This is a genomic window from Nocardia arthritidis (genome assembly GCF_011801145.1).
Taxonomy (GTDB): Bacteria; Actinomycetota; Actinomycetes; order Mycobacteriales; family Mycobacteriaceae; genus Nocardia; species Nocardia arthritidis_A.
Map to the genome: position 1 here is coordinate 8072770 of NZ_CP046172.1, position 24998 is coordinate 8097767.

The 24998-nt window shown below is 66.0% G+C and carries 24 protein-coding genes; 14 read left to right on the forward strand and 10 right to left on the reverse strand.

What is annotated here, in order from left to right; translation table 11 throughout:
- The first annotated feature begins 1 nt into the window (after position 1).
- A complete protein-coding gene (hisN, locus tag F5544_RS36430; RefSeq protein WP_428847089.1) occupies positions 2 to 784 on the forward strand; it encodes a histidinol-phosphatase in 783 nt (260 codons plus the stop codon).
- Here the strand turns inward: hisN and F5544_RS36435 are convergent.
- From F5544_RS36435 to F5544_RS36445, 3 genes are all read right to left on the reverse strand, one after another.
- Positions 781 to 1293, reverse strand: a complete 513-nt coding sequence (locus F5544_RS36435; protein WP_238846839.1) for a GNAT family N-acetyltransferase — start codon at positions 1291 to 1293, stop codon at positions 781 to 783. The genes hisN and F5544_RS36435 overlap by 4 nt on opposite strands.
- Before the next feature lie 75 nt (positions 1294 to 1368).
- Entirely contained in the window at positions 1369 to 2331 is a 963-nt protein-coding gene (locus F5544_RS36440; protein WP_167477374.1) for an SMP-30/gluconolactonase/LRE family protein, read from the reverse strand.
- Between the two features lie 127 nt (positions 2332 to 2458).
- Positions 2459 to 3940, reverse strand: coding sequence for an ArnT family glycosyltransferase (locus F5544_RS36445; RefSeq protein ID WP_238846840.1), 1482 nt, complete (start codon positions 3938 to 3940; stop codon positions 2459 to 2461).
- 80 nt (positions 3941 to 4020) lie between these two features.
- Between F5544_RS36445 and F5544_RS36450 the strand changes: the two genes are divergently transcribed.
- From F5544_RS36450 to F5544_RS36460, 3 genes are all read left to right on the forward strand, one after another.
- Positions 4021 to 5415: an acyl-CoA dehydrogenase family protein gene (locus F5544_RS36450; RefSeq protein ID WP_428847090.1), complete on the forward strand. Its 1395-nt coding sequence runs from the start codon at positions 4021 to 4023 to the stop codon at positions 5413 to 5415.
- A 33-nt stretch (positions 5416 to 5448) separates the two neighbouring features.
- Positions 5449 to 6672 carry an acyl-CoA dehydrogenase family protein gene (locus F5544_RS36455; RefSeq protein WP_167477376.1) on the forward strand — a complete coding sequence of 408 codons (1224 nt, stop codon included), beginning with the start codon at positions 5449 to 5451 and terminating at the stop codon, positions 6670 to 6672.
- Positions 6673 to 7325: 653 nt separating this feature from the next.
- Positions 7326 to 7955: a hypothetical protein gene (locus F5544_RS36460; RefSeq protein ID WP_167477377.1), complete on the forward strand. Its 630-nt coding sequence runs from the start codon at positions 7326 to 7328 to the stop codon at positions 7953 to 7955.
- A gap of 231 nt (positions 7956 to 8186) precedes the next feature.
- Here F5544_RS36460 and F5544_RS36465 read toward each other — a convergent pair whose 3' ends face one another.
- From F5544_RS36465 to F5544_RS36475, 3 genes are all read right to left on the reverse strand, one after another.
- On the reverse strand, positions 8187 to 8768 hold the full coding sequence (locus F5544_RS36465; RefSeq protein WP_167477378.1) for a carboxymuconolactone decarboxylase family protein: 582 nt from the start codon (positions 8766 to 8768) through the stop codon (positions 8187 to 8189).
- Positions 8768 to 9082, reverse strand: a complete 315-nt coding sequence (locus F5544_RS36470; RefSeq protein ID WP_238846841.1) for a hypothetical protein — start codon at positions 9080 to 9082, stop codon at positions 8768 to 8770. The genes F5544_RS36465 and F5544_RS36470 overlap by 1 nt, the downstream gene beginning before the upstream one ends.
- Before the next feature lie 288 nt (positions 9083 to 9370).
- The gene (locus tag F5544_RS36475) at positions 9371 to 9853 is read right to left on the reverse strand and encodes an allene oxide cyclase barrel-like domain-containing protein (RefSeq protein WP_167477379.1); all 483 of its coding nucleotides are present in this window, start codon (positions 9851 to 9853) and stop codon (positions 9371 to 9373) included.
- Between the two features lie 105 nt (positions 9854 to 9958).
- On the opposite strand from F5544_RS36475, the gene F5544_RS36480 reads away from it, so the two are divergent.
- Together F5544_RS36480 and F5544_RS36485 are read left to right on the forward strand one after the other, a co-directional pair.
- The gene (locus F5544_RS36480) at positions 9959 to 10954 is read left to right on the forward strand and encodes a LysR family transcriptional regulator (RefSeq protein WP_167477380.1); all 996 of its coding nucleotides are present in this window, start codon (positions 9959 to 9961) and stop codon (positions 10952 to 10954) included.
- 221 nt (positions 10955 to 11175) lie between these two features.
- Positions 11176 to 12702, forward strand: a complete 1527-nt coding sequence (locus F5544_RS36485) for a S10 family peptidase (RefSeq protein ID WP_167477381.1) — start codon at positions 11176 to 11178, stop codon at positions 12700 to 12702.
- 45 nt (positions 12703 to 12747) lie between these two features.
- On the opposite strand, the gene F5544_RS36490 is transcribed toward F5544_RS36485, so the two are convergent.
- Entirely contained in the window at positions 12748 to 13419 is a 672-nt protein-coding gene (locus F5544_RS36490; protein ID WP_167477382.1) for a class I SAM-dependent methyltransferase, read from the reverse strand.
- Positions 13420 to 13695: 276 nt separating this feature from the next.
- On the opposite strand from F5544_RS36490, the gene F5544_RS36495 reads away from it, so the two are divergent.
- A complete protein-coding gene (locus tag F5544_RS36495) occupies positions 13696 to 14205 on the forward strand; it encodes an ArsR/SmtB family transcription factor (RefSeq protein ID WP_167477383.1) in 510 nt (169 codons plus the stop codon).
- Positions 14206 to 14230: 25 nt separating this feature from the next.
- On the opposite strand, the gene F5544_RS36500 is transcribed toward F5544_RS36495, so the two are convergent.
- Positions 14231 to 14917, reverse strand: a complete 687-nt coding sequence (locus F5544_RS36500; RefSeq protein ID WP_167477384.1) for a hypothetical protein — start codon at positions 14915 to 14917, stop codon at positions 14231 to 14233.
- Between the two features lie 85 nt (positions 14918 to 15002).
- Between F5544_RS36500 and F5544_RS36505 the strand changes: the two genes are divergently transcribed.
- From F5544_RS36505 to F5544_RS36530, 6 genes are all read left to right on the forward strand, one after another.
- Positions 15003 to 16394, forward strand: a complete 1392-nt coding sequence (locus F5544_RS36505) for an amidase (protein WP_167477385.1) — start codon at positions 15003 to 15005, stop codon at positions 16392 to 16394.
- An 82-nt stretch (positions 16395 to 16476) separates the two neighbouring features.
- Positions 16477 to 18099 carry an acyl-CoA synthetase gene (locus tag F5544_RS36510; RefSeq protein ID WP_167477386.1) on the forward strand — a complete coding sequence of 541 codons (1623 nt, stop codon included), beginning with the start codon at positions 16477 to 16479 and terminating at the stop codon, positions 18097 to 18099.
- 155 nt (positions 18100 to 18254) lie between these two features.
- Positions 18255 to 19913 carry an acyl-CoA synthetase gene (locus F5544_RS36515; protein ID WP_167477387.1) on the forward strand — a complete coding sequence of 553 codons (1659 nt, stop codon included), beginning with the start codon at positions 18255 to 18257 and terminating at the stop codon, positions 19911 to 19913.
- 31 nt (positions 19914 to 19944) lie between these two features.
- Positions 19945 to 20508 (forward strand): hypothetical protein, encoded by a 564-nt coding sequence (locus tag F5544_RS36520; RefSeq protein WP_167477388.1) that lies wholly within the window; start codon positions 19945 to 19947, stop codon positions 20506 to 20508.
- Between the two features lie 181 nt (positions 20509 to 20689).
- Positions 20690 to 22156, forward strand: coding sequence for a PepSY-associated TM helix domain-containing protein (locus tag F5544_RS36525; RefSeq protein ID WP_167477389.1), 1467 nt, complete (start codon positions 20690 to 20692; stop codon positions 22154 to 22156).
- 110 nt (positions 22157 to 22266) lie between these two features.
- Entirely contained in the window at positions 22267 to 22971 is a 705-nt protein-coding gene (locus tag F5544_RS36530) for a hypothetical protein (RefSeq protein ID WP_167477390.1), read from the forward strand.
- 65 nt (positions 22972 to 23036) lie between these two features.
- Here F5544_RS36530 and F5544_RS36535 read toward each other — a convergent pair whose 3' ends face one another.
- The gene (locus F5544_RS36535) at positions 23037 to 23396 is read right to left on the reverse strand and encodes a hypothetical protein (protein WP_167477391.1); all 360 of its coding nucleotides are present in this window, start codon (positions 23394 to 23396) and stop codon (positions 23037 to 23039) included.
- Positions 23397 to 23479: 83 nt separating this feature from the next.
- Positions 23480 to 23926 (reverse strand): GNAT family N-acetyltransferase, encoded by a 447-nt coding sequence (locus F5544_RS36540; protein WP_167477392.1) that lies wholly within the window; start codon positions 23924 to 23926, stop codon positions 23480 to 23482.
- A gap of 190 nt (positions 23927 to 24116) precedes the next feature.
- On the opposite strand from F5544_RS36540, the gene F5544_RS36545 reads away from it, so the two are divergent.
- Positions 24117 to 24980, forward strand: coding sequence for a hypothetical protein (locus F5544_RS36545; protein WP_167477393.1), 864 nt, complete (start codon positions 24117 to 24119; stop codon positions 24978 to 24980).
- Positions 24981 to 24998 lie beyond the last annotated feature (18 nt).

The following is a 24998-nucleotide window of genomic DNA, read 5'->3' on the forward strand; positions in this document are numbered from 1 at the left end:
CGTGGCACACACCTCCGATCTCGAACTTGCCCTGCGGCTGGCCGATGCGGCCGATGCGATCACCCGGGCGCGTTTCGGCGCGCTCGATCTGCGGGTGGACGCCAAACCGGACCTGACCCCGGTGTCGGATGCCGACCTCGCGGTGGAGAAGTCGCTGCGCGAACTGCTCGAACAGCAGCGGTCGGGCGATGCGGTGCTCGGCGAGGAGTTCGGCGGGAGTGCCGAATTCAGCGGCAGGCAGTGGGTGATCGACCCGATCGACGGCACCAAGAATTTCGTGCGCGGGGTGCCGATCTGGTCGACCTTGATCGCGCTGCTCGAGGACGGTGTCCCCGTGGTCGGCGTTGTCAGCGCGCCCGCACTGGCGCGCCGCTGGTGGGCCGCTGCCGGGTCGGGCGCCTGGGCGAGCTTCGAAGGTGAAGCGGCGAAACCGATTTCGGTATCCGCGGTGGGTGAGCTCGGCTCGGCCAGCCTGGCCTTCTCCAGCCTCTCCGGCTGGCGCGACCGTGGACTGCGCGACCGGTTCATCGCGCTCACCGACGAGGTGTGGCGGGTTCGCGGCTACGGCGATTTCCTCAGCTACTGCCTGCTGGCGGAGGGCGCCGTCGATATCGCCACCGAACCCGAGGTATCGCTGTGGGATCTGGCGGCGCTCGACATCCTGGTCCGCGAGGCGGGCGGCCGGTTCACCGCGCTCGACGGTACGGCCGGCCCGCACGGCGGCGACGCCGTCGCCACCAACGGCCTGCTGCACGACGAGGTGCTTACCCGGCTGCGGGTTTAGTCCAGCAGCTTCTCCATCAGCACCACTCGACGGTCACCGGTGAACTGCGGCGGCAGCGGCGCCTCCCTGACCTCGATGAATCCCTGTGTGTCATAGAACTTTCTGAGCACCGGATTGGTCGACACCACATCGAGGCGCTGCACCGAGATGCCGCGGGCGATGGTGCGGTCGGCGCAGAAGCGGATGATCCGGGAGCCGAGGTCGTTACCGCGGAACTCCGGGGCGACCATGAGCCCGTGGATATATCCGGCCTCGGCGTCGTCCGCACCCCAGAAATCGGGATCGCGCCAGATCAGCCGGACCGTCGCGACCAGTTCGCCCTGCGCGCCGCGCCAGACGAACCATTCGCCGCGCTCGGCCTCCAGCGCCATCCGCTCGGCCGGGTATTCGCCCGGAAACCATTGGCGGATACCGCGTTCCACCATCCAGCCGGCCAACCGATCGCGCAGGCGGGCGATATCCGCGGCGTCCTCGGCGGTCGCGGCGATCATGGGCGCGGGTTCCGGCATGGGTTCTCCTCCTCGGTCGGCGATGCCGCGGACTCTACCGGCCGACCCGGACACACTGCGCCGCACTGTTTTCCGTCAGCGGTGCGTCGGATCGGCCGGGGTGAGGTCGATTCCGGCGGGCGGGCGCAGCTTGCGCAGCGCGCCGTCCATGCTGGTGACGTAAAGCGCCCATGAGTCACCGTCTTTCGCGATACGCACCGAGGTCGCGCCGTCCGGCGGATTCCGGAACGGTCCCGGCTTGATCAGGCCGGTGACAATCGAGCAGGCCGCACCGGTGGCCGGATCGATCTGGTAAACGGCGCCCTGCAGATGTTCGGCGAGAAAGAGTTTGCCGTCGCGGGTGGCTTCCATATCGTCGGGCAGCGCGAGCAGTTGCGGCGGGCCCGCGACCACCGTCACGTCATTCGGCGCGTCGAGAGGGACGCGGAACACCTGAAGCATGAGATTGTCGGTGTAGATGGACTTTCCATCCGGTGCGAGCGCGATTCCGTTGGTCCACGGCACATTCGACCAGGTCTTGGTGTACTCACCGGTGGCGGGCCGGTAGCGGCCGATTCCGGTGGGCGCGCCGTTGATACCGATCGTGGTGAACAGCAGGTCGCCGTCGGGCAGAAGCAGCAATCCGTTGGGTCCGTTGAGATCGGTGAGCAATACCTCGACCTCGCCGGTGTCGCGGTTGTACCGGCGCAGGGTTCCCGGCGCCTCCGCCACGCCGTCACCGGTCAGGAAGTAGACGTAGCGGCCCGCCACTCGGACGCCCGCCGGATGATCGAGACCCGTCACGAGCTTTTCGAAAGTCCCGGCCGCGTCGACGTGTCCGAGATAGCCGTCGATGATCCCGGTGAGGTAGAAACCCCCGCCGCCATCGGCGTCGAGATTCTCCAGATTCCCGATGCCGCTCACGATCGTGCTGACTTCCCAGCCCTGCGCACAGGATTGCGCCGCCGCCGAGCCGGGAACGGCGGCTACCACGCCGATCGCCAGCCCGGCCGCAACCAAGGCGGCCCGAATCCGTCTACTCCCCAGCCCGTTGATCATGCTGGTCAACCTAACAGCGGTATCTCGGAGCCGCAGACCAGCCGACGCACCGGCCTGAGCGGACAATTTCGCGGTTCATCGCCAGACTTCCGCACTCTTCCGCCCGAAATTGTCCGCCGAGGCCGGGCTATCCCAAATGCTTTGCCTTCGGCCATATTTCAGACCAAGACGCGTTGAGTCCGTGGCACACGTAGATCGGCTTACCGCGCTCGTTGTTCTTGATGCCCTCGGCATTGTCGATGGTTCCCGCGAGCTCGATATCGTTGCAGTATCGCGCAAATCCCTCACGCGGCAGCCCGACGGTGATGATCTCGCGCGCCGAATCGCTCGGCGGACCCCACCACCAGTAGGCATTGTGACCGGAGTGCGGCGTCGGCAGATGGTATTGCGCACCGAATCGCTCGATCGCACCGGCCTCGCCGTAGTTCCCGGTGACGATCGCGACATCCGGACCGAGTCCGGCCCGCACGTCGCCGATCCGGCGCACGAATTCCGGCCAGCCCACCGTCTCGCCGACGTCGTGGTTGATCGCGAGCACCGGCGAATCACGAAGTGCGGTAAGCGGAAGCACCGGCAGGAACAGGATCGCCGCGAAGACGGCGCTCACCGCGGCCACCGAACCGACCGCCGCCCAACGGATTCGGCGCGTGCCGAGCCAGCGCGCCAGCGGAACCGACGCGGCCGCAAGCAGAATCGGATACATCCCGCCCAGGTAGTACGCCTTGCCCCCGGTTCCCAGATACAGCAGGAACATCAGCACATAGGTCGCGGCGAAGGCTCGGTAGCTCCGGTTGCGCCACAACCACCACAGCCCGTACGCCCACATCGGCACCAGCAGCGGTCCCATCAAACCGAATTGCAGCAGTATGTATCCGATCGGCGTATTCGATGTGCTCGACGATCCGCCCGCGATGGCCCGGCCCATCTCCAGCTGTGGCCATCCGTTGCGCGCCTGCCAGATCAACCAGGGCAGCCACAGCAGCACCGCGATGCCGACCGCGATCGGAAAATACTTGGTCGCGAAGATTTTTCGCGGCCCGAACAGGACAAGTGCGAGCACCAGCAGCACGACGGAAAAGCCGAGCAGCAGTTTGTTCTCCAGGCCGATGCCGACCGCTATCCCGATCGCGGGCCACCAGCGCGCGGCAGCACCATCCGCCATCAGGCGCAGCACGAGCACCCCCACCACGGACCACGCCGCTAGATCGAACACCTCGGTGTTGAGCATGTGCCCGGCGCCCATCAGCAGCGGGCTGCATGCCACCGCCCCGGCCGCCAGCGCCTGCGCCCCTCGACCGCCGCCGAATTCGCGCGCCATAAACCCGGCGCAGATCACCACGACGGTCGCGGCCAGGATCGCGGGCGCCCGCAGCAGCAATAACGAATCGGGATCGATTGCCGACATCGCCCGTGCCAGCAAGGGCGTTAGGACCGGCTGATCGGGGTACGCCCAATCAAGGTGCCTCCCCGCCGCGAGAAAGTACATTTCGTCACGGTGATACCCGTAGCGGGTGGCGAGTGAGGTGAGCAGCATGGCAAATAGTGCCGCGACGTAGAACACACCGACAGCGTCCCATGGCCCGGCGGCGTACGCTGGCCCTCGACGCACTTCTTACTCCAGAGTAAGATAGTCTTACTCAGGAGTAAGATAGCGGGGACACAGACCTCACCCACCCATCGAGAAAACAGGTGATGATGAGCACTCGAGACAGCGCAACGAAGCGACGTCCAGACACGTCCGCGGTCGGCCTCAACCAACCCAAGCGGGATTGGATGGGTGCGGCGATGCGGGTGATGACGACCATTACCGGGTCGGAGCTCGCCGAGAAGTACAACCTGCGCAAGCCGATCGAGCGAGTCACCTACGAGGGCACCAAGACCGGCTTCCGCACCCTTGGCGCGGCCACCCGCGTCTTCAGCAAGGTCGCGGGCGGCGGAGCGCCGAAACGCTTGGCCCCCAACGAGTCCAAGAAGAAGGACTTCTTCGACCTCACACCCAGCGACGAACAGCAGATGATCGTCGAGACGGTGCGGGAATTCGCCGCCGAGATCCTGCGGCCCGCCGCATACGACGCCGACGCCACCGCCAAGGCGCCGCGCGATCTGCTCGAGCGCGCCGCCGAACTCGGCATCACCCTGATCAATGTGCCGGAGGAGTTGGAGGGCGCGGCCTCCGAGCGCGGCGCGGTCACCAATTCCCTTGTCGCGGAGGCGCTCGCGCACGGTGACATGGGACTGGCGCTGCCGATCCTCGCGCCGAGCGGTGTCGCGGTCGCGCTGTCCCAGTGGGGCACCGACGCGCAGCAGCAGACCTACCTGCCCGCCTTCACCGGCGAGAACGTGCCGCAGGCCTCCGTGGTGATCGCCGAACCGCGCGCGCTGTTCGACCCGTTCGCGTTGCAGACCAAGGCCGTTCGCTCGCCGAGCGGCTACCGGCTCAACGGCGTGAAGAGCCTGGTGCCCGCGGCCGCTGATGCCGAGCTATTCCTCATCGCCGCCGAACTCGACGGTCGCCCAACGTTTTTCATCGTCGAATCGGATGCGCCGGGGCTGGTGGTCGAGGCCGATCCCGGAATGGGGCTGCGCGCGGCCGGAATCGGCAGGCTGGTGCTGAACAACGTCGCGGTCGGCACCGATGCGATCCTCGGCGACGGCGATGCCAAGCAGCGCGCCGAGGAATACGCCGACGCGGTGCGGCTGGCCCGGCTGGGCTGGGCCTCGCTCGCCGTCGGCACCGGACAGGCCGTGCTCGACTACGTGATCCCGTACGTCAACGAGCGCGAGGCGTTCGGCGAGCCGATCTCGCACCGGCAGGCGGTCGCCTTCATGGTCGCCAATATCGCCATCGAACTCGACGGCCTACGGCTGGTGACCCTGCGGGGTGCGTCACGGGCGGAGCAGGGCTTGTCCTTCGGCCGCGAGGCGGCGCTGGCCCGAAAGTTGGCCACCGACAAGGGAATGCAGATCGGTCTGGACGGCGTGCAACTGCTCGGCGGCCACGGCTTCACCAAGGAACACCCGGTCGAGCGCTGGTACCGCGATCTGCGGGCCATCGGCGTCGCCGAAGGTGTCGTGCTCATCTAACCGGCCCGTTCCTTACCTTGTAGGAGACCTCCCATGATCAACCTCGAACTCCCCAAGAAGCTGCGGGCCAGCGCCAACCAGGCCCACCAGGTCGCCAGCCAGATCTTCCGCCCGATCTCGCGCAAATACGATCTCGCCGAACACGAATACCCGGTCGAGCTGGACACCATGGCCGCCATGGTCGAGGGCCTTGCCGACTCCGGCACCCAGAAGATCGGCGGCGCGGCGGGCGGCCGCTCGGACGAACCCGACCCGCACGCCACCGAACTGCTCGGAAACACCAACGGCGGCAATATGTCCGCGCTGCTGAACGCCCTGGAGACCTCCTGGGGCGACGTCGGCCTGATGCTGTCCATCCCGTACCAGGGACTCGGCAACGCGGCCATCGCGGCCGTCGCCACCGACGAACAGCTGGAGCGGTTCGGCAAGGTGTGGGCCGCGATGGCGATCACCGAGCCTTCCTTCGGCTCCGACTCGGCCGCGGTCAGCGCCACCGCGGTGCTCGACGGCGACGAATGGGTGCTCAACGGCACCAAGATCTTCGTCACCGCCGGTTCGCGCGCCACCCACATCGTGGTGTGGGCGACCGTCGACAAGAGCCTGGGCCGGGCGGCGATCAAATCGTTCGTCGTGCCGCGAGATGCGCCGGGGCTCACCGTATCCCGGCTCGAGCACAAGCTCGGCATCAAGGCCTCCGATACCGCGGAACTGCGGCTGGAGGACTGCCGGATCCCGAAGGACAACATCCTCGGCAGCCCGGAAGTGAACGTGGAGAAGGGTTTTGCCGGGGTCATGCAGACCTTCGACAACACCCGGCCGCTGGTCGCCGCGATGGCCGTCGGCGTCGCACGGGCCGCGCTGGAGGAACTGCGCACCATCCTCACCGAGGCCGGTGTGGAGATCTCCTATGACACTCCGCCGAACAACCAGCACGCCGCCGCGGCCGAATTCCTGCGTATGGAAGCGGATTACGAGGCGGCCTACCTGCTCTCGTTGCGCGCCGCCTGGATGGCCGACAACAAGAAGCCCAATTCGCTGGAGGCCTCGATGTCCAAGGCCAAGGCGGGTCGCACGGGTACCGACGTCTCGCTCAAGGCGGTCGAACTCGCGGGCACCCTCGGATACTCGCAGCGAACCCTGCTCGAGAAGTGGGGCCGCGACTCCAAGATTCTGGACATCTTCGAAGGGACGCAACAGATTCAGCAGCTGATCGTTGCCCGCCGGGTGCTCAACAAGACCTCGGCCGAGCTGAAATAGGCTGTTACGCAGTTCGGTGCGGGTCGAGGCATTCGGCCCGCACCGATTTGCTTTGGGGGGCCAGTGGGCGCGTGCTGGGAACGTGCCCGAGGCCGCTGCCGACGGTCGCGGTTGCTCGGTGTGCGCTTTTCGATACCGTCGCTATCCGATGTCAAGTATTATTGGGATGTCACGTGAGTGACGCCGAGGGTGGGACCGCCCCGTTTAGACGGCCCCACCGGGTGGGTTTACCTAGCCCGCCAGACTCGGTGGACCAGGATGAGCGCCCCGGCGATTACGGCAGCACCAACCAAGACGATGCCGTAATCGACCGGGGCATCGCTCTTCTTCCTGCGATGTTTCCCCATTTCCCCACCACCTCCCTCCTGGGCGCGGTGTGTGGACCAAGTCCACCGCCCCTCGGCTGGAGGTAACGATCACATTACTGCATGGTGGTGACAGGAAATATCAATTCGCGTACGAAAGTTCCACTGCCCCAAGCCACTTCACCATTCCAATTGGACGAGCGACCGATATTCTCGCGCGCCGGGCCCCATCCCCGCTTGCCGTGGCATCGAATCAACAAATTAACCGGACGTAACGACTGGTCGGCCTACCGCGAAAGATTCAGCGGACGAATTTTCAGCAAGCGGTACCAGATGGGAGAGCTGGTTATGCCACTGAGTTTGAAGCGTCACCTCACCACCGCACTCGCCGCCACTGCGGCGGCAACCATTGTTTTCGCAGGTAACGCCGGCGCCGAGCCGTCGGCGCTCGACTGGGGCGTCGCGGGTCAGCGGTTGCGTGCCGCCGCGGCGGGCGACCCGGACGCGACGCGGGCCGTCGACCGACTGCTGGCCTCCGGGCAGCTTCCGGCGGCGGGGCAGGTGGCCCTGCCCGCGCAGCCGTTCCAGATACCGGCGCAATCGGATATCGGTCGCGGCGACGGCCCCGGTGTGTACGGCTCCGGGATCGCGCTCGGCCTGGACGGATTCCGGTTCGGCTTCTTCGGCGGGCCGGGCACCATCGCACCGGATCAGACCGGCGCGAAGCTCGAGGTGCTGTGGATCAACCTGTCCAACGGGCGCAGCGGCACCGAGGTGCTGACCGAACATCAGGACGTCCCGGTCGATACCACGATTCGCACCCGCGTACTGGATCCGGGCGGCGGGCTCATCGTCGCCGCCGTGTACGGCAGCCTGTGGCACCGCTGGTCGGTTCCGGTCAGCGATGCCAACCCGGACGGTTACCAGTATCAGAAGGGCACCATATCGGTTCCGTCGTTCGGCGCCGTATACAACTGAGCGACAAACGATTCCGGCGCGGGCCGGTGCGCTACCTCGTCCGTACGCACCGGCCCGCGCCGCCGGTTGACGAGTGATGATCGCCCCGTGCTCACGATAGTCCGCGCGAAGCGGCTGATCGGCGAATACCGAAGGGCCGGAAGGGATTTGCGACGCCAACTGCCGCGATAATCTTTGCGTTGCACGCAAGGATTACATACCGAAGTTGCGCTGCGGATCATGCCCTGGCAGCTATCGATAGCCCCGCTTCAGCAGGTATTTCGCCCCTGTTTCGAAGCCCTCCGGGCCGAGTAGTTCGAAGCCGAAGGCGTCGGCCAGTCGATTGGTCGTATCGAATGCCGCGCAGACCGCGAGTGCGTCCTCGATCTGTTGGCGAGAGATGCCTGCCGACAACACTTCTCGCATGTCATCGGCGGCGACGGTGCCCTCGCGGGTCAGCTTGCCGAGCATGCGCAGCGTCGCTCGCAGGCCTTCGTCGATGGGGGCCGATTCCAGATCGGTGAGGACCGCTCGCACCTTCGCATCGTCCCGGTACGCCTGCGTCGCGGTCGCGGTGTGCGCGCCGACGCAGAACGCGCACTCGTTGACTTTGGATACGAAGGCCGCCATCAGTTCTCGGTCGGCGACCGACCAGGCGGATGGGCCGCGCATCGCCTCGTGCGTGAACTTCTTCGCCCTGGTTCCGTAGAAGCCGGGACGGTAGAAGACGAGTTTGGCGGCGTCGGGTATCGGCTGCCCGGAGAACATCCGGATGAGCGCGAACAGCATTTTGGTCGCGGGGCGGTAGCCGCTGTTGAGGATTTCGAGTCGCATTATCCGGCCTCCGCCTCGGCCAAGGCGGCCAGCCCGGCGTCGTACATCCGGGCGGATCGGCCGACCGCCGCGCATATCACCAGTTCGAAGAGTTGGTCCTCGCTGAATCCCGCCGTCTTCGCCGCCGCGAAGTCCGCATCGGTGACCCGCACCGGGCTCCTGGCGACCTTGCCGATCAGTGTCCGCAGCGCGGGCGGAAGGTCGGTGTTGTCGAAGGCTTGGGCTCGCAATTCCGCAGACGCCTCACCCGCCCCGTACAACACGCCATCCACCAGTGCACGGTGCGCCGCGCGCTTGTTGTTCCCATCCGCCACGCCGAGCCTCCGCTCCTCGCGTCCGCTGTGCCGGACTAGACGATAGCCGGACGGTCCGACAAAATCCGTCCGCCCGACCGGGTCGGTCCAGTGACCGATGCGAACGCCGGGGATCCCGATGGCCATATTCGTGTCTCCGATCCGCTCGTCAGCACGAATCCGCGCTGTCACAACGCTTCTCGGTTCGATCATGCCACCCAGTAGCCTCGGACACCGCTGGCGAGGCGCGGTCCGCTCGGCCGCCGCGATCAATTCGAATTTCGCGGCGACCGATTCGATCGGCGGCAATCACGAGAATTTCACAACATATTTCTCGGCCGGACTGGCGACACCTGTCACGGTGATCTCCCCACGCGCATCCGAATAGTCGCCGGTACCTCCGGTAATTGCGATGACCATCGGGGCGAGCGTGTGCGGAGTCAGCCCGCGAGCGAATATCTGCCCCTGCGCGAGTTGGATTGTCAATTCGCAATAAGCCGTCGGACTGTCCGGCGCAATATTGGTGAAGAAACACGCGCCGCCGTCGTGCCCGACCACATTGCCGTCGACGGACAGTATGTCGGAGAAGACATCCATATCACCGACGTCGAGGCCGGGATTGCCGAAATCGTGCCTGGCCACCTGATCGTTCTTCACCTCGAGCGTCAGCGTGGCCGGTTTCGGGTTCGCCGATACGCGTGGTGCGCCGACGACCAGTAACGAACAAATTCCCAACACGACGCAACAGGCCGCCGCCATACCGCCGATGGCAACTCTTTTCGAGAGTGTCACGCGCTCCTCCTAGAGAATGTGAAATTATTTCCGCACCCACAACAATGCGACCGCGCGGCATGAATGTCCAATATGGAAAAATGCTGACTGTTATCATTCTCGGATATGGAACTGCGACAACTGGAATACTTCGTGGCCGTCGCCGAGGAAGGCAGTTTCACCAGGGCGGCCGCCCGTATGCATATCGCACAGTCGGGGGTGAGTGCCCAGATACTCCAATTGGAACGCGAGCTCGGCCTGCGGCTGTTCGCCCGCTCGCGCCGGTCGGTGCGGCTCACCGAGGCCGGGGCCGCGGTATTGAACCACGCCCGCACGGCGCTGGCCGCGGTGACCGACGCCCGACAGGTCGCCGACGAGTACAGCGGTCTGTTGCGCGGCCGGGTCCGCTTCGGGCTGGCGGCATCGTCGTCGTTCGCCTTCGACCTCGCCGACATGCTGGCCGAATTCCACCGCGACTATCCGATGGTCGAAATTTCGCTGCTGGAGGCGAGCACCGATGAGCTGGTCGCCGGGTTGCTCGACGGCAGTCAGGACGCGGCGATCATCGCTCCGCCCGCCACCCCGCCAACGGAGTTGCGGCTGCAGTTGATCGCGGACGAAGCCCTGGTGGCCGCGGTGAGCCCCGCGGATCCGATGGCCGCCAACGCCACGGTCACCCTCGCGGAGCTGAGTGGGCGCCGGCTGATCACCTTCTCGCGCATGATCGGAACCCACAGCGTCATCGTCGCCGCATTCGCGGCCGCCGGGTTACCGGCGCGGATCGCCATCGAGGCAGGTGACCCGAATGTGCTGGCTGATCTCGCGGCAGGCGGCCTCGGCGTCGCGCTACTGCCGGAACCCTACGCCCGCGATAGGCGGCTGCACGCCCTGCCGATCACCGGCGTCCGGTTGCGCGGTTCCCTCGCGCTGGCGTGGAACGGCACCCGGCCACCGACGCCCTGCGCACGGCGGCTGATCGACTACGCCCGCCAGTCGCTGCGGGCGGCCCAGGGCCGAGCAACCAAAGCCCTCGCCGCCGATAGACCGATAACCGGTCGGCACGCCTGCTATCGCCCGGATCGTCAAGCCTTCGGGAATCGAGATGACATTGCGGCTCAATAGTATTCATTCGAAAATGCGGGCGTGACCGCGACATGCGGGACACCCGCGCAAAGGTTTGCACGCGCCGCGTGAATCGCGGCCCGGCGGCGCACCGGCTCTAGTACGCTGAAATACGCACGGGGGCAACCCTCCGGGGGATCCACTCTCCCGATTCATTTGGGGTGAAAGATCTTTCGCTCCGAGTCCGTTACCCCGAAACTTCTGACCATGGGGAAGTTACGATGAGCGCTGATCAACCCTTTTTCGACCCGGTGGCATACGGCAACGGTCCCGACGACAACGTTACCGACGCCACCGAGGCCGCCGCCGTCACCCACCACACCATCACGCTCGGCGGTCGCGAAATCGCTTACACCGCAACGGCGGGGCATCTCGTCACGGTGGATCCGAGCAGTTCACAACCGAATGCGAAGATGTTCTATGTCGCATTCACCGAGGACGGCCAGTCCGAGGAATCGCGGCCGGTCACCTTCTTCTACAACGGCGGCCCCGGCTCGTCCGCGGTTTTCGTCATGCTCGGTTCGTTCGCGCCGCGCCGGATCGTGACGAATATGCCGGATTTCACCCCGCCTGCGCCGTATCGCATGGAGGACAATCCCGACAGCCTGCTCGACAAGAGCGACCTGGTGTTCATCAATCCGGTCGGTACGGGTTATTCGGTCGCCGTCGCACCGCACAAGAACCGGGAATTCTGGGGCGTGGACCAGGATGCCGAATCGCTGAAGGATTTCATCAAGCGGTACCTGACCAAGAACAATCGCTGGAATTCGCCGAAGTTCCTTTTCGGCGAGTCGTACGGCACCCCGCGCAGCTGCGTACTCGGCTACCGGCTGCACGAGGACGGCGTGGATCTGAACGGCATAACGCTGCTGTCGTCGATCCTGGATTACGGACAGTCGGGTAATCCGATCGGCATCCTGCCGACCGCCGCCGCGGACGCCTGGTATCACAAGCGGCTCGGAATCAACCCGCCGCCAACCGATCTCGCGGAATTCGTGCAGGAGGTCGAGCGGTTCGCGAGCGTGGACTACGCGAACGCGCTGCAAGCATTCCCGAAGGCCGATCCGGCCACCGTCGACAAGCTCGCCGCGTACACCGGAATCGATAAAACCATCCTGACCTCGTGGAGCCTGGTCGTGAGCTGGCCGTTCCTGACGACCCTGCTCCAGGACAAGCACCTGGCCCTCGGTGCGTACGACGGCCGGGTCACGGGCATCGATTCGGGTATCGCGGGCCGGGTCGACCCGGCGTCGGGCGGCAACGACCCGACGATGGCCGCGGTATCCGGCGTCTATACCACGATGTGGAACAACTACCTGAACGAACAGCTGCTGTACACGTCGAATTCGGCGTTCACCGATCTCAACGATCAGGTATTCCAGAATTGGGATTTCAGCCATACCGATCCGACCGGCACGAAACGGACGGGACCGGCCCTGTACACGGCGGGCGATCTGGCCGCGCTGATGGCGATCAACGTGGATCTGAAGGTGTTGTCGGCCAACGGATATTTCGACTTCGTGACACCGTGCTATCAGACGGTGATGGATCTGCAGAATATGCCACTGGAGGATCAGACGGTGCGACAGAACCTGACGATCCGCTTCTACCACTCCGGGCACATGGTGTATCTGGACGGGCACTCGCGCACCGAGCTCAAACAGGATCTGGTGCAACTGTACGACTCGGCGGTAGAGGATAAGGAGGCTCGGCACCGCATCCTCTCACTGCAGGCCGCCAAACGCTGAGACACCCGCGGTGGCCGCGCACCGAGCGATGCGCGGCCACGGCGATCATGCCTTGGAAAACGTTGCCCGCCAACGATTTACTTCGGCAACCTGTTCGATCTCGACCGCTCGCAGACCATCCGAGCCGAACGATTCGAGTTCGGTCCTGGTCAACGGCCACGGCGGACCGTCGGCCGTCGCGCCCTCGGCGCGGATACCGGCGATCACCACGAGTTCACCTGCGGGAGCGACCATTCGGCCGACATTCGCGATGGCAGGCTCTCGCACCGAAAGCGGCATCGACTGCACGGTGATCGACTCGACCACCAGATCGAACGCACCGGTCCACGCCGCGGGCGGATCGAGCAGATCGGCCACCACATATTCGACCGGCGATCCGGGATGACGTTGTGCCGCACCGCGGATCGCGGTTTCCGAGATATCGAATGCCGTGGTACGGAATCCTTGTGCGGCAACGTATTCCGCATCGGTACCGTAACCGCAACCGATCACCAACGCCCGCCCGGATCCGGCCGCCGCGCGCCGCTCGAACCATTCGACCAGTAGCTGGTTGGGCACATCGCGATCCCACGGCACCGTCGCCTGCCCATTCGCCGCCGCGGCGTACAGCGGCTCGAACCATCCGGTCGGATCGTCGCGGGTGACGAATCCCGCAGCCAGTTCCCGCGCCGCCGCGTCCGCAGCCTGCTGTGCTTCGACCTTCCCCTTTTCAACCATTTCGAGCAGTCTGCCGCATACCGCCCGGCCGATCGATCGAATATGTCGTGTAGGCGCTGTCGGGCGAAGGCGGAGGTACGCCTAATAGACGCTGTCGGGCGAAGCCCGTCCCTAGCCCGCGCACGGCCGGAGCGAAGGCGGAGGTACGCCTAATAGACGCTGTCGGGCGAAGCCCGTCCGCAGCTCCGCGCACGGCCGGAGCGAATGCGGAGGTACGCCTACGCTGCGATAATTGTCCTCTTGTCACGTATTACGTAGTTCCGTAACTTCACCGGCATGGGTCTAGCGGAGCGGGTTGCGGAGTTGGAGCGGCGGGTCGCGGCGCTCGAGGGCGGCCGGACTCAGGACGACCATCCGTCGGCGGACGGCCAGGACCTATGGGCGGTGACCCGACTACGCGTGGAGTTCGCCGAATCCGGCGAACCGGGCGGCGGCGTCATGCTCGCCGGCTCGGTCCGCCTGCCGACCGAGGAGCGCTACGGCTGGCAGTCGCAGTTCGATACCGGCGGCCTGCTGGAGGATGGCTGGGATGAGGCCGCCGCGGATTGCCTTGCGGCACTTGGCAGTCCGGTACGGTTGCGCTTGCTGCGGGCCATCCTCGACGGCCGCAGGACCGCGGCGGAACTCACCGAACTCGACGGCGTCGGCACCTCGGGGCAGATCTACCACCATCTGCGGCAGCTCGCGGCGGTCGGCTGGTTGCAGACCGCCGGACGCGGGCGGTTCGAGGTGCCGCCGGTGCGCATCGTCCCGCTGCTGGTGGCGCTGGCCAGCGCTCGGCGCTGAAGGACTGCGGCACAATACTTTTCGGCTAGCAGCCGTAGATCAGGCCGTAGGTCTCGTCCTTGTTCGCGGCCCGTTCCCGCAGGCAGCCGAATGCAACGACGCCCGCATCGCTCAGCTGCACACCAGCATGGTTCGTCGGGTCGACGCAGTACAGCCCGGTGGTGTCCATCCGGCAGACGAAGTCGTGCACGGTGATTCGCGAACCGTAGCCGAGTTGTGCGCCGTCACCGCGAACGAACGGCCCCGGATCGCCGTGGAACGAGCCGACGGTCAGCTCCGATCCGGGAAAGTCGACCCAGCCGCCGACCCAGTGCCCGACATCGTCGACGGGCCGCTGCGGTGGATTCTTCAATTCGACCAGACAGCTCAGGCCCCGAATATGGTCCTGATAGTCACTGGTGCACTTGATCTTTCCCGTCGGACTGACGAAAGCCCGGTCATCGCTTTGCAATTGGGTCGGGCCACCATCGGATGGGCGCACCGTACCGTAGCTCGCCGCGTCCACCGCGGTACCGGCCTGGACCCAGGCCGCGAATTCCTTGATCGGCGTTCCCGGTTTGGGCGGTCCGGCCTTCGCCGTTGTCGTTGCGGCGGTGCTCGTTCGGGAGCTCTCGGCGGTGACCGCACCGGCCGCGTCATGCGATTGATGATCCGTCGATGCGGCACATCCGGCCACGAACAGGAGTATGGCCGCAATGGCCGCGATACGCATGCGTGCACCCTATCGGCCGGTTCCCGACCCGGCATCCGGGCCAACAATGGCTGCCGCCGTATGGAATTCGACCTACGCTCGGTACATGCGACTGAATGCCTTCGCCGATGACGCCATGGGCCGCGGTGACGCGGTGGCCCTCGCCGAGGCGGTCCGCACCGGCGCGACGACGCCGGAGGAGTTGGCCGCGGCGGCGGCCGCCCGCGCCGCGCTGGTCGACCCGGAACTGCACGCCATCGCCCACGCCGCATTCGACCGCCCGCGTTACGCCGACGACAAGGACGGCGCGCTGTACGGCGTCCCGACCTTCGTCAAGGACAACACCGATATCCGCGGACTGCCGACCAATCACGGCACCGCCGCGTTCCGCGCCGGACCCGCCCACCGCGACGGCGCGTACGCCAAACAGCTGCGCAGCACCGGACTCACCGTGCTCGGCAAAACCCGGCTGCCCGAGTTCGGCTTCAGTCCCACAACGGAATTCATGTCCGAGGCGCCGACGCACAACCCGTGGAACACCGACTATTCCGTCGGCGCCTCATCGGGCGGTTCGGCGGCGCTGGTCGCGGCGGGCGTCGTCCCGATCGCGCACGCCAACGACGGCGGCGGCTCGATCCGCATCCCCGCCGCGTGCACCGGACTCGTCGGGCTGAAACCGAGCCGAGGCAGACATGTCGACGGCGAGGCGGCCCGCACCATGCCGATCAATATCGTGTCCGAGGGCGTGCTCACCCGCACCGTCCGCGATACCGCCGCCTACCTCGCGGCCATCGAGGACTATCGGCGCAATCCGGCGCTGCCGCCGATCGGCCGGGTCGACGGCCCGGCCCGGCGCAGGCTGCGGATCGGCCTGATCACCGACAGCATCACCGGTGCGCCGACCGACGAGCAGACCAGGGCCGCCGTGCTGCGCGCCGCGTCGCTGCTGGAGCGGGCCGGACATCGCGTCGAACCGATGGCGCTGCCGGTGACCAAGCAGTGGGCCGACGATTTCCTGCAACTGTGGGCGCTGCTCGCCGATATGGCCGCGTCCGCGGGCCGATTCGTGCTCGACCGCTCCTTCGATACGGCCGAACTCGACGGGTTGACCCGCGGCCTGCGCGCCCGGCACCGCGCCGCGATGCACCGCACGCCGGGTGCGCTGCTGCGGCTGCGCCGCACCGGCGAGGCATACGCTCGCATGTTCGCCAGGCACGAACTGGTGCTGTCGCCGGTGCTGACGCATATCACCCCTAAGCTCGGATACCTCAGCCCCACAGTCGATTTCGATGAATTGCTGGAACGCCTGTTCAGCTATGTCGGCTTCACGCCGCTGAACAATGTCGCGGGCACGCCGGCGATCTCGCTGCCGATGGGTCTGGCCGAAAGCGGTGTTCCGATCGGCATCCAGCTGTCGGCCGCCTACGGTGACGAGCGCACGCTGCTGGAGATCGCGTACGAAATCGAGGCCGCACAACCGTTTCCGTCGCTCGCCTAGGTATCTGTCACCGGGAGTCTGTGATACGCGACACTACCCACTGCTACGGTGAGGTTCCGTAGTCCTGGTGGAGGTGTTCGACATGAAGGTGGCGCACGCGCTCGAGGCGGTCAAGGCGCTGGGTGTTCTCCGAGCGAGGGGGGTCACCGACCCCACGAAACCGTTGGAGACATTGCGAACCGTGCGGGAATCGCAGGTTCTCGGTCCGTCCGCCACGCTGACCAGGCATTCCGCCCGGGTCATCCCGCACGCGCCCGCGCTGGTCGACGAGCGCGGTGAGCTCACCTACCGGCAGCTCGACGAGCAGTCCACCGCGGTCGCCCGCGGCCTGCGCGCGGCGGGTATCACCGAGGGCACCGTGATCGGCCTGCTGGCCCGCGACCATCGCGGCCTGGCGCTGACGATGATCGCGGCGGGCAAACTCGGGGCGCGAATCGCGCTGATGAACACCGGATTCGCCAAACCGCAGTTCGCCGAGGTGTGCGCGCGGGAGAAGGTGCGGGCGGTGCTGCACGACAGCGAATTCCTCGGCCTGCTCGATGCGCTGCCGACGGGTATGCCGCGCTACCTGACCTGGGTGGACGAGGGCGTCGAGCTGCCGAGCGGCGCGCAGACGCTCGACGATCTGATCGCCGGGAATTCGACCGAGGAACTGCCCGCGCCGAGTAAGCCGGGCGGGTTCGTCATCCTGACCAGCGGCACCACCGGCCTGCCGAAGGGCGCGCCGCGCAGCAAGGTGACCCCACTCAGCACCGCCCAGATGGTGGACCGAATCGCGTTCCCGCACAAAGGAACTCAGGTGATCGTCTCACCACTGTTCCACAGCACCGGGCTCGGCACCTGGCTGGTCGCCCTCGCACTCGGCAACAAGACGGTGGTGCGCAGGCGATTCGACGCCGAGGCCACGCTGCGAATGGTGGCCGACCACCGGGCGGAAATGCTGGTCGCGGTGCCGACGATGCTGCACCGGATCGTCGAATTGGATCCGGCGATCCGCGCGAAATACGACACCTCCTCGTTGAAGTGCATCCTGCTGGCCGGATCGGCCCTGTCACCCGAGCTGTGCGTCAAGGCGACGAAGGTATTCGGGCCGGTGCTCTACAACCTGTACGGCTCGACCGAATGCGCGGTGGCCACGGTCGCGACGCCCGAGGATCTGGCCCTCACCCCCGGCACCGCGGGCCGTGCGCCGATCACCTGCGAGATCCGCCTCTACGACGACCAGGACCGCCGGATCACCACGCGCAACACCACCGGACGGATCTTCGTGCGCAGCGGCGCACCCTTCGAGGGCTACACCGACGGACGGCACAAGCAGATCATCGACGGCTATATGTCCAGCGGCGATGTCGGGCATATCAACGAGCACGGCCTGCTCATGGTCGACGGCCGCGACGACGACATGATCGTCTCCGGCGGCGAGAACGTCTTCCCGCAGGAGGTGGAGAACCTGCTGCTGGAGCGGCCGGACATCTTCGACGCCGCCGTGGTCGGGGTGGACGACGCCGAATTCGGCAAACGCCTGCGCGCGTTCGTCGTACCCGAACCGGGACAGTCGCCGGACGGCGAGGAGATCAAGACCTACGTCAAGGACAATCTGGCGAGGTACAAGGTGCCGCGCGAGGTGGTCTTCCTCGACGATCTGCCGCGCAATGCCACGGGCAAGCTGCTGCGCAGGGCGCTGGTGGAGTACGAGGTGTCCTGATATTTGCTCTCCGCACAGGCCGGGTCGGTCCGGAGTGAGATGCGAGACACATCGGTTTCACTAACGCTTGCTATTGTTAGCAGCAGCACTGGATCTCGAAGTTGCGGTCCGAATCACCCGAGTCCCGGCGGGTGGACCGCGGAAGGTTGTCATCGATGTCTTTGTCCTTCCCTGCGCTGAATGACTCGGTCCGCAAGGCGGGCGATCTCGCCTCCAGCGTCAACGTCATGGTCAAGCGGCGGTTGTTCAACCCGCTCCGGCCCGATCACGCGATGCGTTCCGCGTTCAACATGCTCAAATTCGGGCCGTTCGCCGGTGTCGTCATGCACGCCGCGCAGACCAGGCCACACGCCGGAGCCATCGTCGACGAGCGCGGCGAGCTGACCTTCGGTCAGCTCAACGAGCAGTCCAATGCGTTGGCCCGCGGTTTGCAGGCGCAGGGAATCAAGCCCGGCGACGTGATCGCGCTGCTGGCCCGCGACCATCGCGGCATGGTGCTGAGCCTGGTCGCCACCGGCAAACTCGGTGTGCGCGCGGTGCTGATGAACACCGGCTTCGCCAAACCCCAGTTCGCCGATGTCGCCAAGCGCGAGAACGTCAAGGCCGTGCTGCACGACAGCGAATTCATCGATCTGATGAGCGCCATCCCCGCCGAGATCCCGCGGGTGCTCACCTGGGTGGACGAAAAGGACAATGCCGACCCGTCGATCGAGACCATCGAATCGCTGATCGCCGGACAGTCCGCCGCTCCCCTGCCCGCGCCCGATAAGCCGGGCGGCATGGTCATCCTGACCAGCGGCACCACCGGCACGCCGAAGGGTGCGCCGCGGGACAAGGTGAGCCCGTTCGCCTCGGCCCAGTTCGTCGACCGGGTGCCGCTGCCCAACAACGGCACCATGATCATGGCCGCGCCGATCTTCCACGGCACCGGGCTTTCCCAATTCACCCTCGGCCTCGCGCTCGGCAATCGGGTGATCTTCCAGCAACGCCGGTTCAACCCGGAGCAGACCCTCGCGAATATCGCCGAGTACCGGGCGGATTCGCTGGTGGTGGTGCCGACGATGCTGCAGCGCATCCTGGATCTGGACGAGACGGTCCTGGCCAAGTACGACGTGAGCAGCATCAAGGTGATCTTCGCGGCCGGCTCGGCGATCGCGCCCGACGTGGTCACCCGGACACTCGACCACTTCAACGACAGCCTCTACAACCTGTACGGCTCCACCGAATGTGCGGTGATGACCGTGGCGACCCCGGCGGATCTGCGCAAGGCGCCCACCACCGCGGGCCGCGCACCCGTCGGCATCCGGATCGTGCTGCTCGACGAGAACCGCAAGCCGATCACTGCGCCGAATGTCACCGGCACGATCTTCGTCGACAACGGCTTCGCCTTCAGCGGATACACCGACGGGCGCACCAAGGAGACCGTCGACGGCATGATGTCCAGCGGTGACGTCGGGCACTTCGACGAGGACGGGCTGCTCTACATCGACGGCCGCGACGACGACATGATCGTCTCCGGCGGCGAGAACGTCTTCCCGCTGGAGGTGGAGAACCTGATCGCGGGCCGCGAGGACATCTTCGAGGCCGCGGTGGTCGGCGTCGACGACCGCGAATTCGGAAAACGGCTGCGCGCATTCGTTGTTCCCGGACCCGATTCCAAGCGGGATCCGCAGGAGATCAAGGATTACGTCAAGGCGAACCTGGCCAGGTACAAGGTGCCGCGCGAGGTGATCTTCCTGGACGAACTGCCGCGCAATGCCACCGGCAAACTGCTCCGCAAACCGCTCATGGAGATGCGAATCGACGCCGACTGAGAGTCGGTAATCCTTCGGCTATCATCAGCGCGTGAGTTTCCAGGTCGGCCGCGCGGTTGCGGCGCAGCGCGGCGCGACGGCGCGGCTGCGCGGCGCGGCCGCCGGAACGACCTCGGGAGCGATATCCGTTGCGGCACATGGGTGGGCCTCCGGTGGCATGGCACCGGACGGCACCACCTTCGCTCTGCTCACCGCCGCGGCGGCGGTGATCGGGGCGCTGGTCGCCGGGCTCGCGCCGCTGCGTGACACCTCGGTCGGGCTGGTCGCCGCGCTGGTCGGCGGGCAACTGCTCGGCCACCTCACCATGGGTTTCAGCTCGGGGCATATGCATCACGGCGATGCGCAGCTGACACCCGCCATGCTTACCGCACACCTGGTGGCGGCCGTTGTCGCCGCCGTTTTGATTCGCGGCGCGGAGGCCGCGTACCGGATCGGGTGCGCGGTGCTGTCGCGGGTGTTGCCGCTGCGGTACCACCCACCCGCCGTCATCGGTCCGGCGTCGCTGCGGTCCGCGCATCGCGACCGGGTCATCCTGCGGATCTTCGCCGCGGAAACGCTGCGGACCCGCGGGCCGCCGATCTCTGTTCGTCTCTGATATTTCATTCCCGGACACACGGGTCTCGCGACTCGTGTGGTCGCTGGTTTCACGGCGCGATTGTGCGCTGCCGCATGGGGGTTCGGCATCGTTCGCCGCACAGGTCGGCTGAGACCACGTCAGGCAGATCGGCCTGTTCAGCGGCATCCGGGGTTCCATCGACTCCGAGAAACGAACAGATATGAGCATTACCGAGGACCTGAGTCCGCCGTCCACCGAAATACCCACGCCGCCAACGGAATCCGCACAACGCAAGCGCCCGGGAAATGGGCTCTACGCGCTGGCGATGCGGCTGCACTTCTACGCCGGAATCTTCGTCGCGCCGTTCATCCTCATCGCCGCCGTCACCGGCGCGCTCTACGCCATCGCGCCGACGCTGGAGCGGATCGTGTCGCACGACCTGCTGTACGTCGACGGGTCGGGGCCGGAAAAGCCCTTGTCCGAGCAGGTTTCGGCGGCAGTGCGGGAGCGGCCGGACCTGCCGCTCGTCGCCGTCGCGCCCGCGCCGGAGGCCGGGCAGACCACCCGGGTGATCTTCGGCGACACCACGCTCGGCGAAGGTGAGCGGCGCGCGGTATTCGTGAATCCCTATACCGCACAACCGGTCGGCGAATCCGTCGTCTACGGCAGTTCGGGCGCGTTGCCGCTGCGCACCTGGATCGATCACCTGCACCGGGACCTGCATCTCGGTGAGCCCGGCCGCATCTACAGCGAGATGGCCGCATCTTGGCTGTGGATTATCGCGCTGGCCGGACTGGTGCTGTGGTGGCGCCGGGTGCGCGGCCGCCGCAACCGCAACTCCGCCAAATGGCTGCTGACGCCGGATCGTTCACAGGGCGGTCGCGGTAAGTCGCTCAACTGGCATGGCGCCGTTGGTATTTGGGTGTTGCCGCTGCTGTTGATCATCTCGGTGACCGGCATGACCTGGTCCACCTATGCGGGCGACAATATCGCCGAACTGCGCAAGCAGCTGAGCTGGACCACTCCGTCGGTGAGTACGAAACTGCCGGGAAGCCAAGGGTCCGTTGCGCATTCGGGCGGCGAGCATGCCGAGCACGGCGCCGCCACCGCGACCGCGCCCGCCGATCCCGCGGCGCGGATCGCCCAGCTCACCACGGTGTACGCGGTCGCGCGGGCGAACGGGGTCACCCAGCCCGTCGAGATCAGCGTGCCGGCCAAGGCGGATCAGGCCTTCGCGGTGAAGGAACGGCGCATGCCCGGCACGTACACGGTCGACGCGATCGCGGTGAACGGGTTGACCGGCGTGGTCACCGATCGGCTGCCGTACGCGCAGTGGTCGCTGATGGCCAAGTTGACCAACTGGGGCATCCAGTTCCATATGGGTCTGATGTTCGGGTTGGCCAACCAGTTGCTGTTGCTCGCCGCCATGATCGGGCTGATCGTCGTGATCGTGCTCGGCTACCGGATGTGGTGGCAGCGGCGGCCGATGCGGACCGGGGCGCGCCTCGCGCTCGGTCGGGCGCCGCGCCGCGGCGCGATCCGGCAGTCGGCGTGGTGGCTGGCACTGCCGCTGGTGGCGGCCGCGCTCGTGGTCGGGTGGTTCGTTCCGCTCGTCGGGCTGAGCCTGCTCGGGTTCGTCGCCGTCGATGTGGTCATCGGGATAGCGGGCAGGTTGCGCTCGGTTTAATCAATTCTTTTACACAGTTATAACTTCCCTTTACCTGGACGTCTGACCGACTGAGCAGGATGGCCGTTGTCCCGCCATGCCCTCAGCAAGTACTAAGGAACATCTCGAGTATGAAGATCACGAAGTTCGCCCTGGCCGCCGCGTTCATGAGCATCGCGGTCGGCGTTGCCGCGGGCGCGAGCTCCGCCGAAATCAACGAAAGCCGGGGCATCGGTGTGACGGCTCGCACCGCGGACGGTGCGAGCATCATCGAAACCGATTCCGGCACAATGGTTGTCGAGGACGGGGTATTCAAGGTCAAGGACGGAAACGGTGCGGTGCTCGCGGGCACGCCGCTGAAATTCCGCCTCGATGACTTCGAATTCCCCATCGCCGCAACCATTTCCGGTCACACCGCCACTCTCACCCCGCAACTGGATATGGCGCATGCCGCCTACAAGCCGGTCGCGCTGCCCTTCGAGGACACCGCCCCCTGGAAGACGCCGTACGACCGGGAGAAGGATGCCTGGAGCCGGATGACCGGCACCGTCAGCCTCGGCGCATCCATTGCCGCCATCGTCGGCGGCATCGGCGGCGCGGCCGTCGGCTGCGTCCTGGGCGGCTCGCTCGGCGCGGTCGCCGCGCTCGGCACCATCGTCGGACTATTCGGCCCGTTCCTGCCCGCCGCCGTCGTCGGCTGCCTCGCCGGCGCCGTCATCGCCGCACCACTCGGCGCCATCGCCGCCCAGTTCGTCATCACCGCGCCGGTGGCCATCGCCGCCGCGGTGCAGTACTTCAGCACGATCAATTCGCCGATGCCGAACAAGGCCAAGTGATGCGTTGAGCCCTTGCGGCACAATCGAACCCCGCTCGGCTCAGCAGCCGGGCGGGGTTTGTTCCATCAGAGGCAGTGGTCGGTGTGCCAGTCCATGACGTCACCCCAGGCCTGGAAGACCGGATCGGTGCGCAGCACGAGATCGCTTGGTGCACCGTTCAATACCGCCGTTTCCGCATATGCCTCGATCAGCGAGTCGAGCTCTATTTCGGCGGGCGCGCTTGCCGCGAAGGTCTGGGCGCGGGCGGCGGCGCCCGCGCGATCCACCGGCGGGGTGTGTTCGAACAGATCCGTGAAAAGGCTGGTGACGTATTGCGACTCCGTGCAGAGATCGTAATTCGGCGCGGCGTTCGCGGCGCCCGCCCCCGACACTGTTGCGGCACCGGCGGCGATGACGAGGCCGGCCGCGGCAATGGTACGAAGCACGTGAAACTCCTTGTTGTCGAACCGGTCCCGATCCCGGGCACCGACGGAGATTCGAAGGCTAGGTGCGGCCGATTTCAGTCGAATTACATTGCGCCGGCGCCATCTTCCTGGGCGAGGATCATGAGTTTCTCCGGATCGGGAAAGGGCACGAAACCGACCTTCTCGTACAGCTCGTGGGCGTCGAGGGTGGACAGCAGCACCCGCTTCAGCCGGTACGGTGCGAGATGGTCGCGGACGGCGGATGCCAGCCACACCCCGAGCCCGAACCCGCGGTGGGCACGGTCGACATACACATCACACAGCCACGCGAAGGTCGCCAGATCGGTGACGACCCGGGCGTAGGCGACCTGATTACCGAGTCCGTCGTAGATACCGAAATTCAGCGAACCCGCCATCGACCGTTCGACGGTCTCTCGGTCGCGCCCGAGCGCCCAGAACGCGTCGGTGGACAACCAGTGATGCACCAGCGCCACATCGATGCGGCCTTCGTCCATGTCGATCTCGTAGCCGTCTTCCCTGCGGTCGATCATGTCCTCGACACTAATCGCTTCGCCCGAAACCGCTGCCGCCCAAGACTTCTCCCCCGCGATCCGTACCACCGTCCAACTTTTCGGCGTTTCGTGCGACATTTGCTGGCGAGTCGCGAGAAACGCCGACGCTGACCGAGCAAACTTTTAGCATCGAACAGGTTTTCGACGATTTCGAATTACGTTGGGCCGCATGGTTACTGCCAGACACGAAGCGATGCACGAGCTATTCAAGCGGAACCCAGGCGTCTTCGCCCACGCGTTCCGAGCGCTGGGCCTCCCCTTCGACGACCCACTCGAAACGGACCTGCTCTCAACGGATCTGACGGAAACCGAGCCACTGGAGCGCCGAGCCGACACGATCTTGCGCATCCGTACCGCCAACAGCACGTTCCTGTTGTTGGTCGAGGCGCAGGGCAAAAAGAAGGCCGACAAGCCGGTGTCCTGGGCCTACTACCTGTCCTTCCTGCACGCGAAGTACGACTTACCGGTGGTGCTGCTGGTGGTCTGCCAGTGCCCGAAGGTCGCAAGCTGGGCACGAGGACCGTTGAAGCTCGGCCCACCCGGCTGGACAAGCCTCACCGTGGAGCCGCTGGCCCTCGGGCCGGACAACGTCCCCGTCATTACCGACCTCGAAACAGCGATGGCCTATATACCGCTTGCCGCATTGTCGGTCATCACGCACGCTTACGAGACAGTGGTCGATGAGATAATGAAACCGGTGGCCACGGCCGTCCTGAGTCTCGAAGACCCCGACAAACAAATCACCATCGAACTTATCGAACGCGGCCTGGTCGGCACCCCGGCCCTCAACCTTTGGAGGCAACTCGTGTCCGTCGATCCGTCCTGGTTCCAGGGACCCACCGCCCAAGCTATACGCGAGGAGGAGGCGGTGCGCAGAACGCAACAGCACATCCTCCGCATCCTGGAGGTTCGCGGCGTCACCACACCTGCCAACGATCGATCGAAGATATTGACCTGCCGAGACGGCAACCTGCTCGACAGGTGGCTCGAGCGCTCCGGCATTGCCAACACCATCTCCGACGTGTTCGCCTAGCATCGCGAACCCTATCGA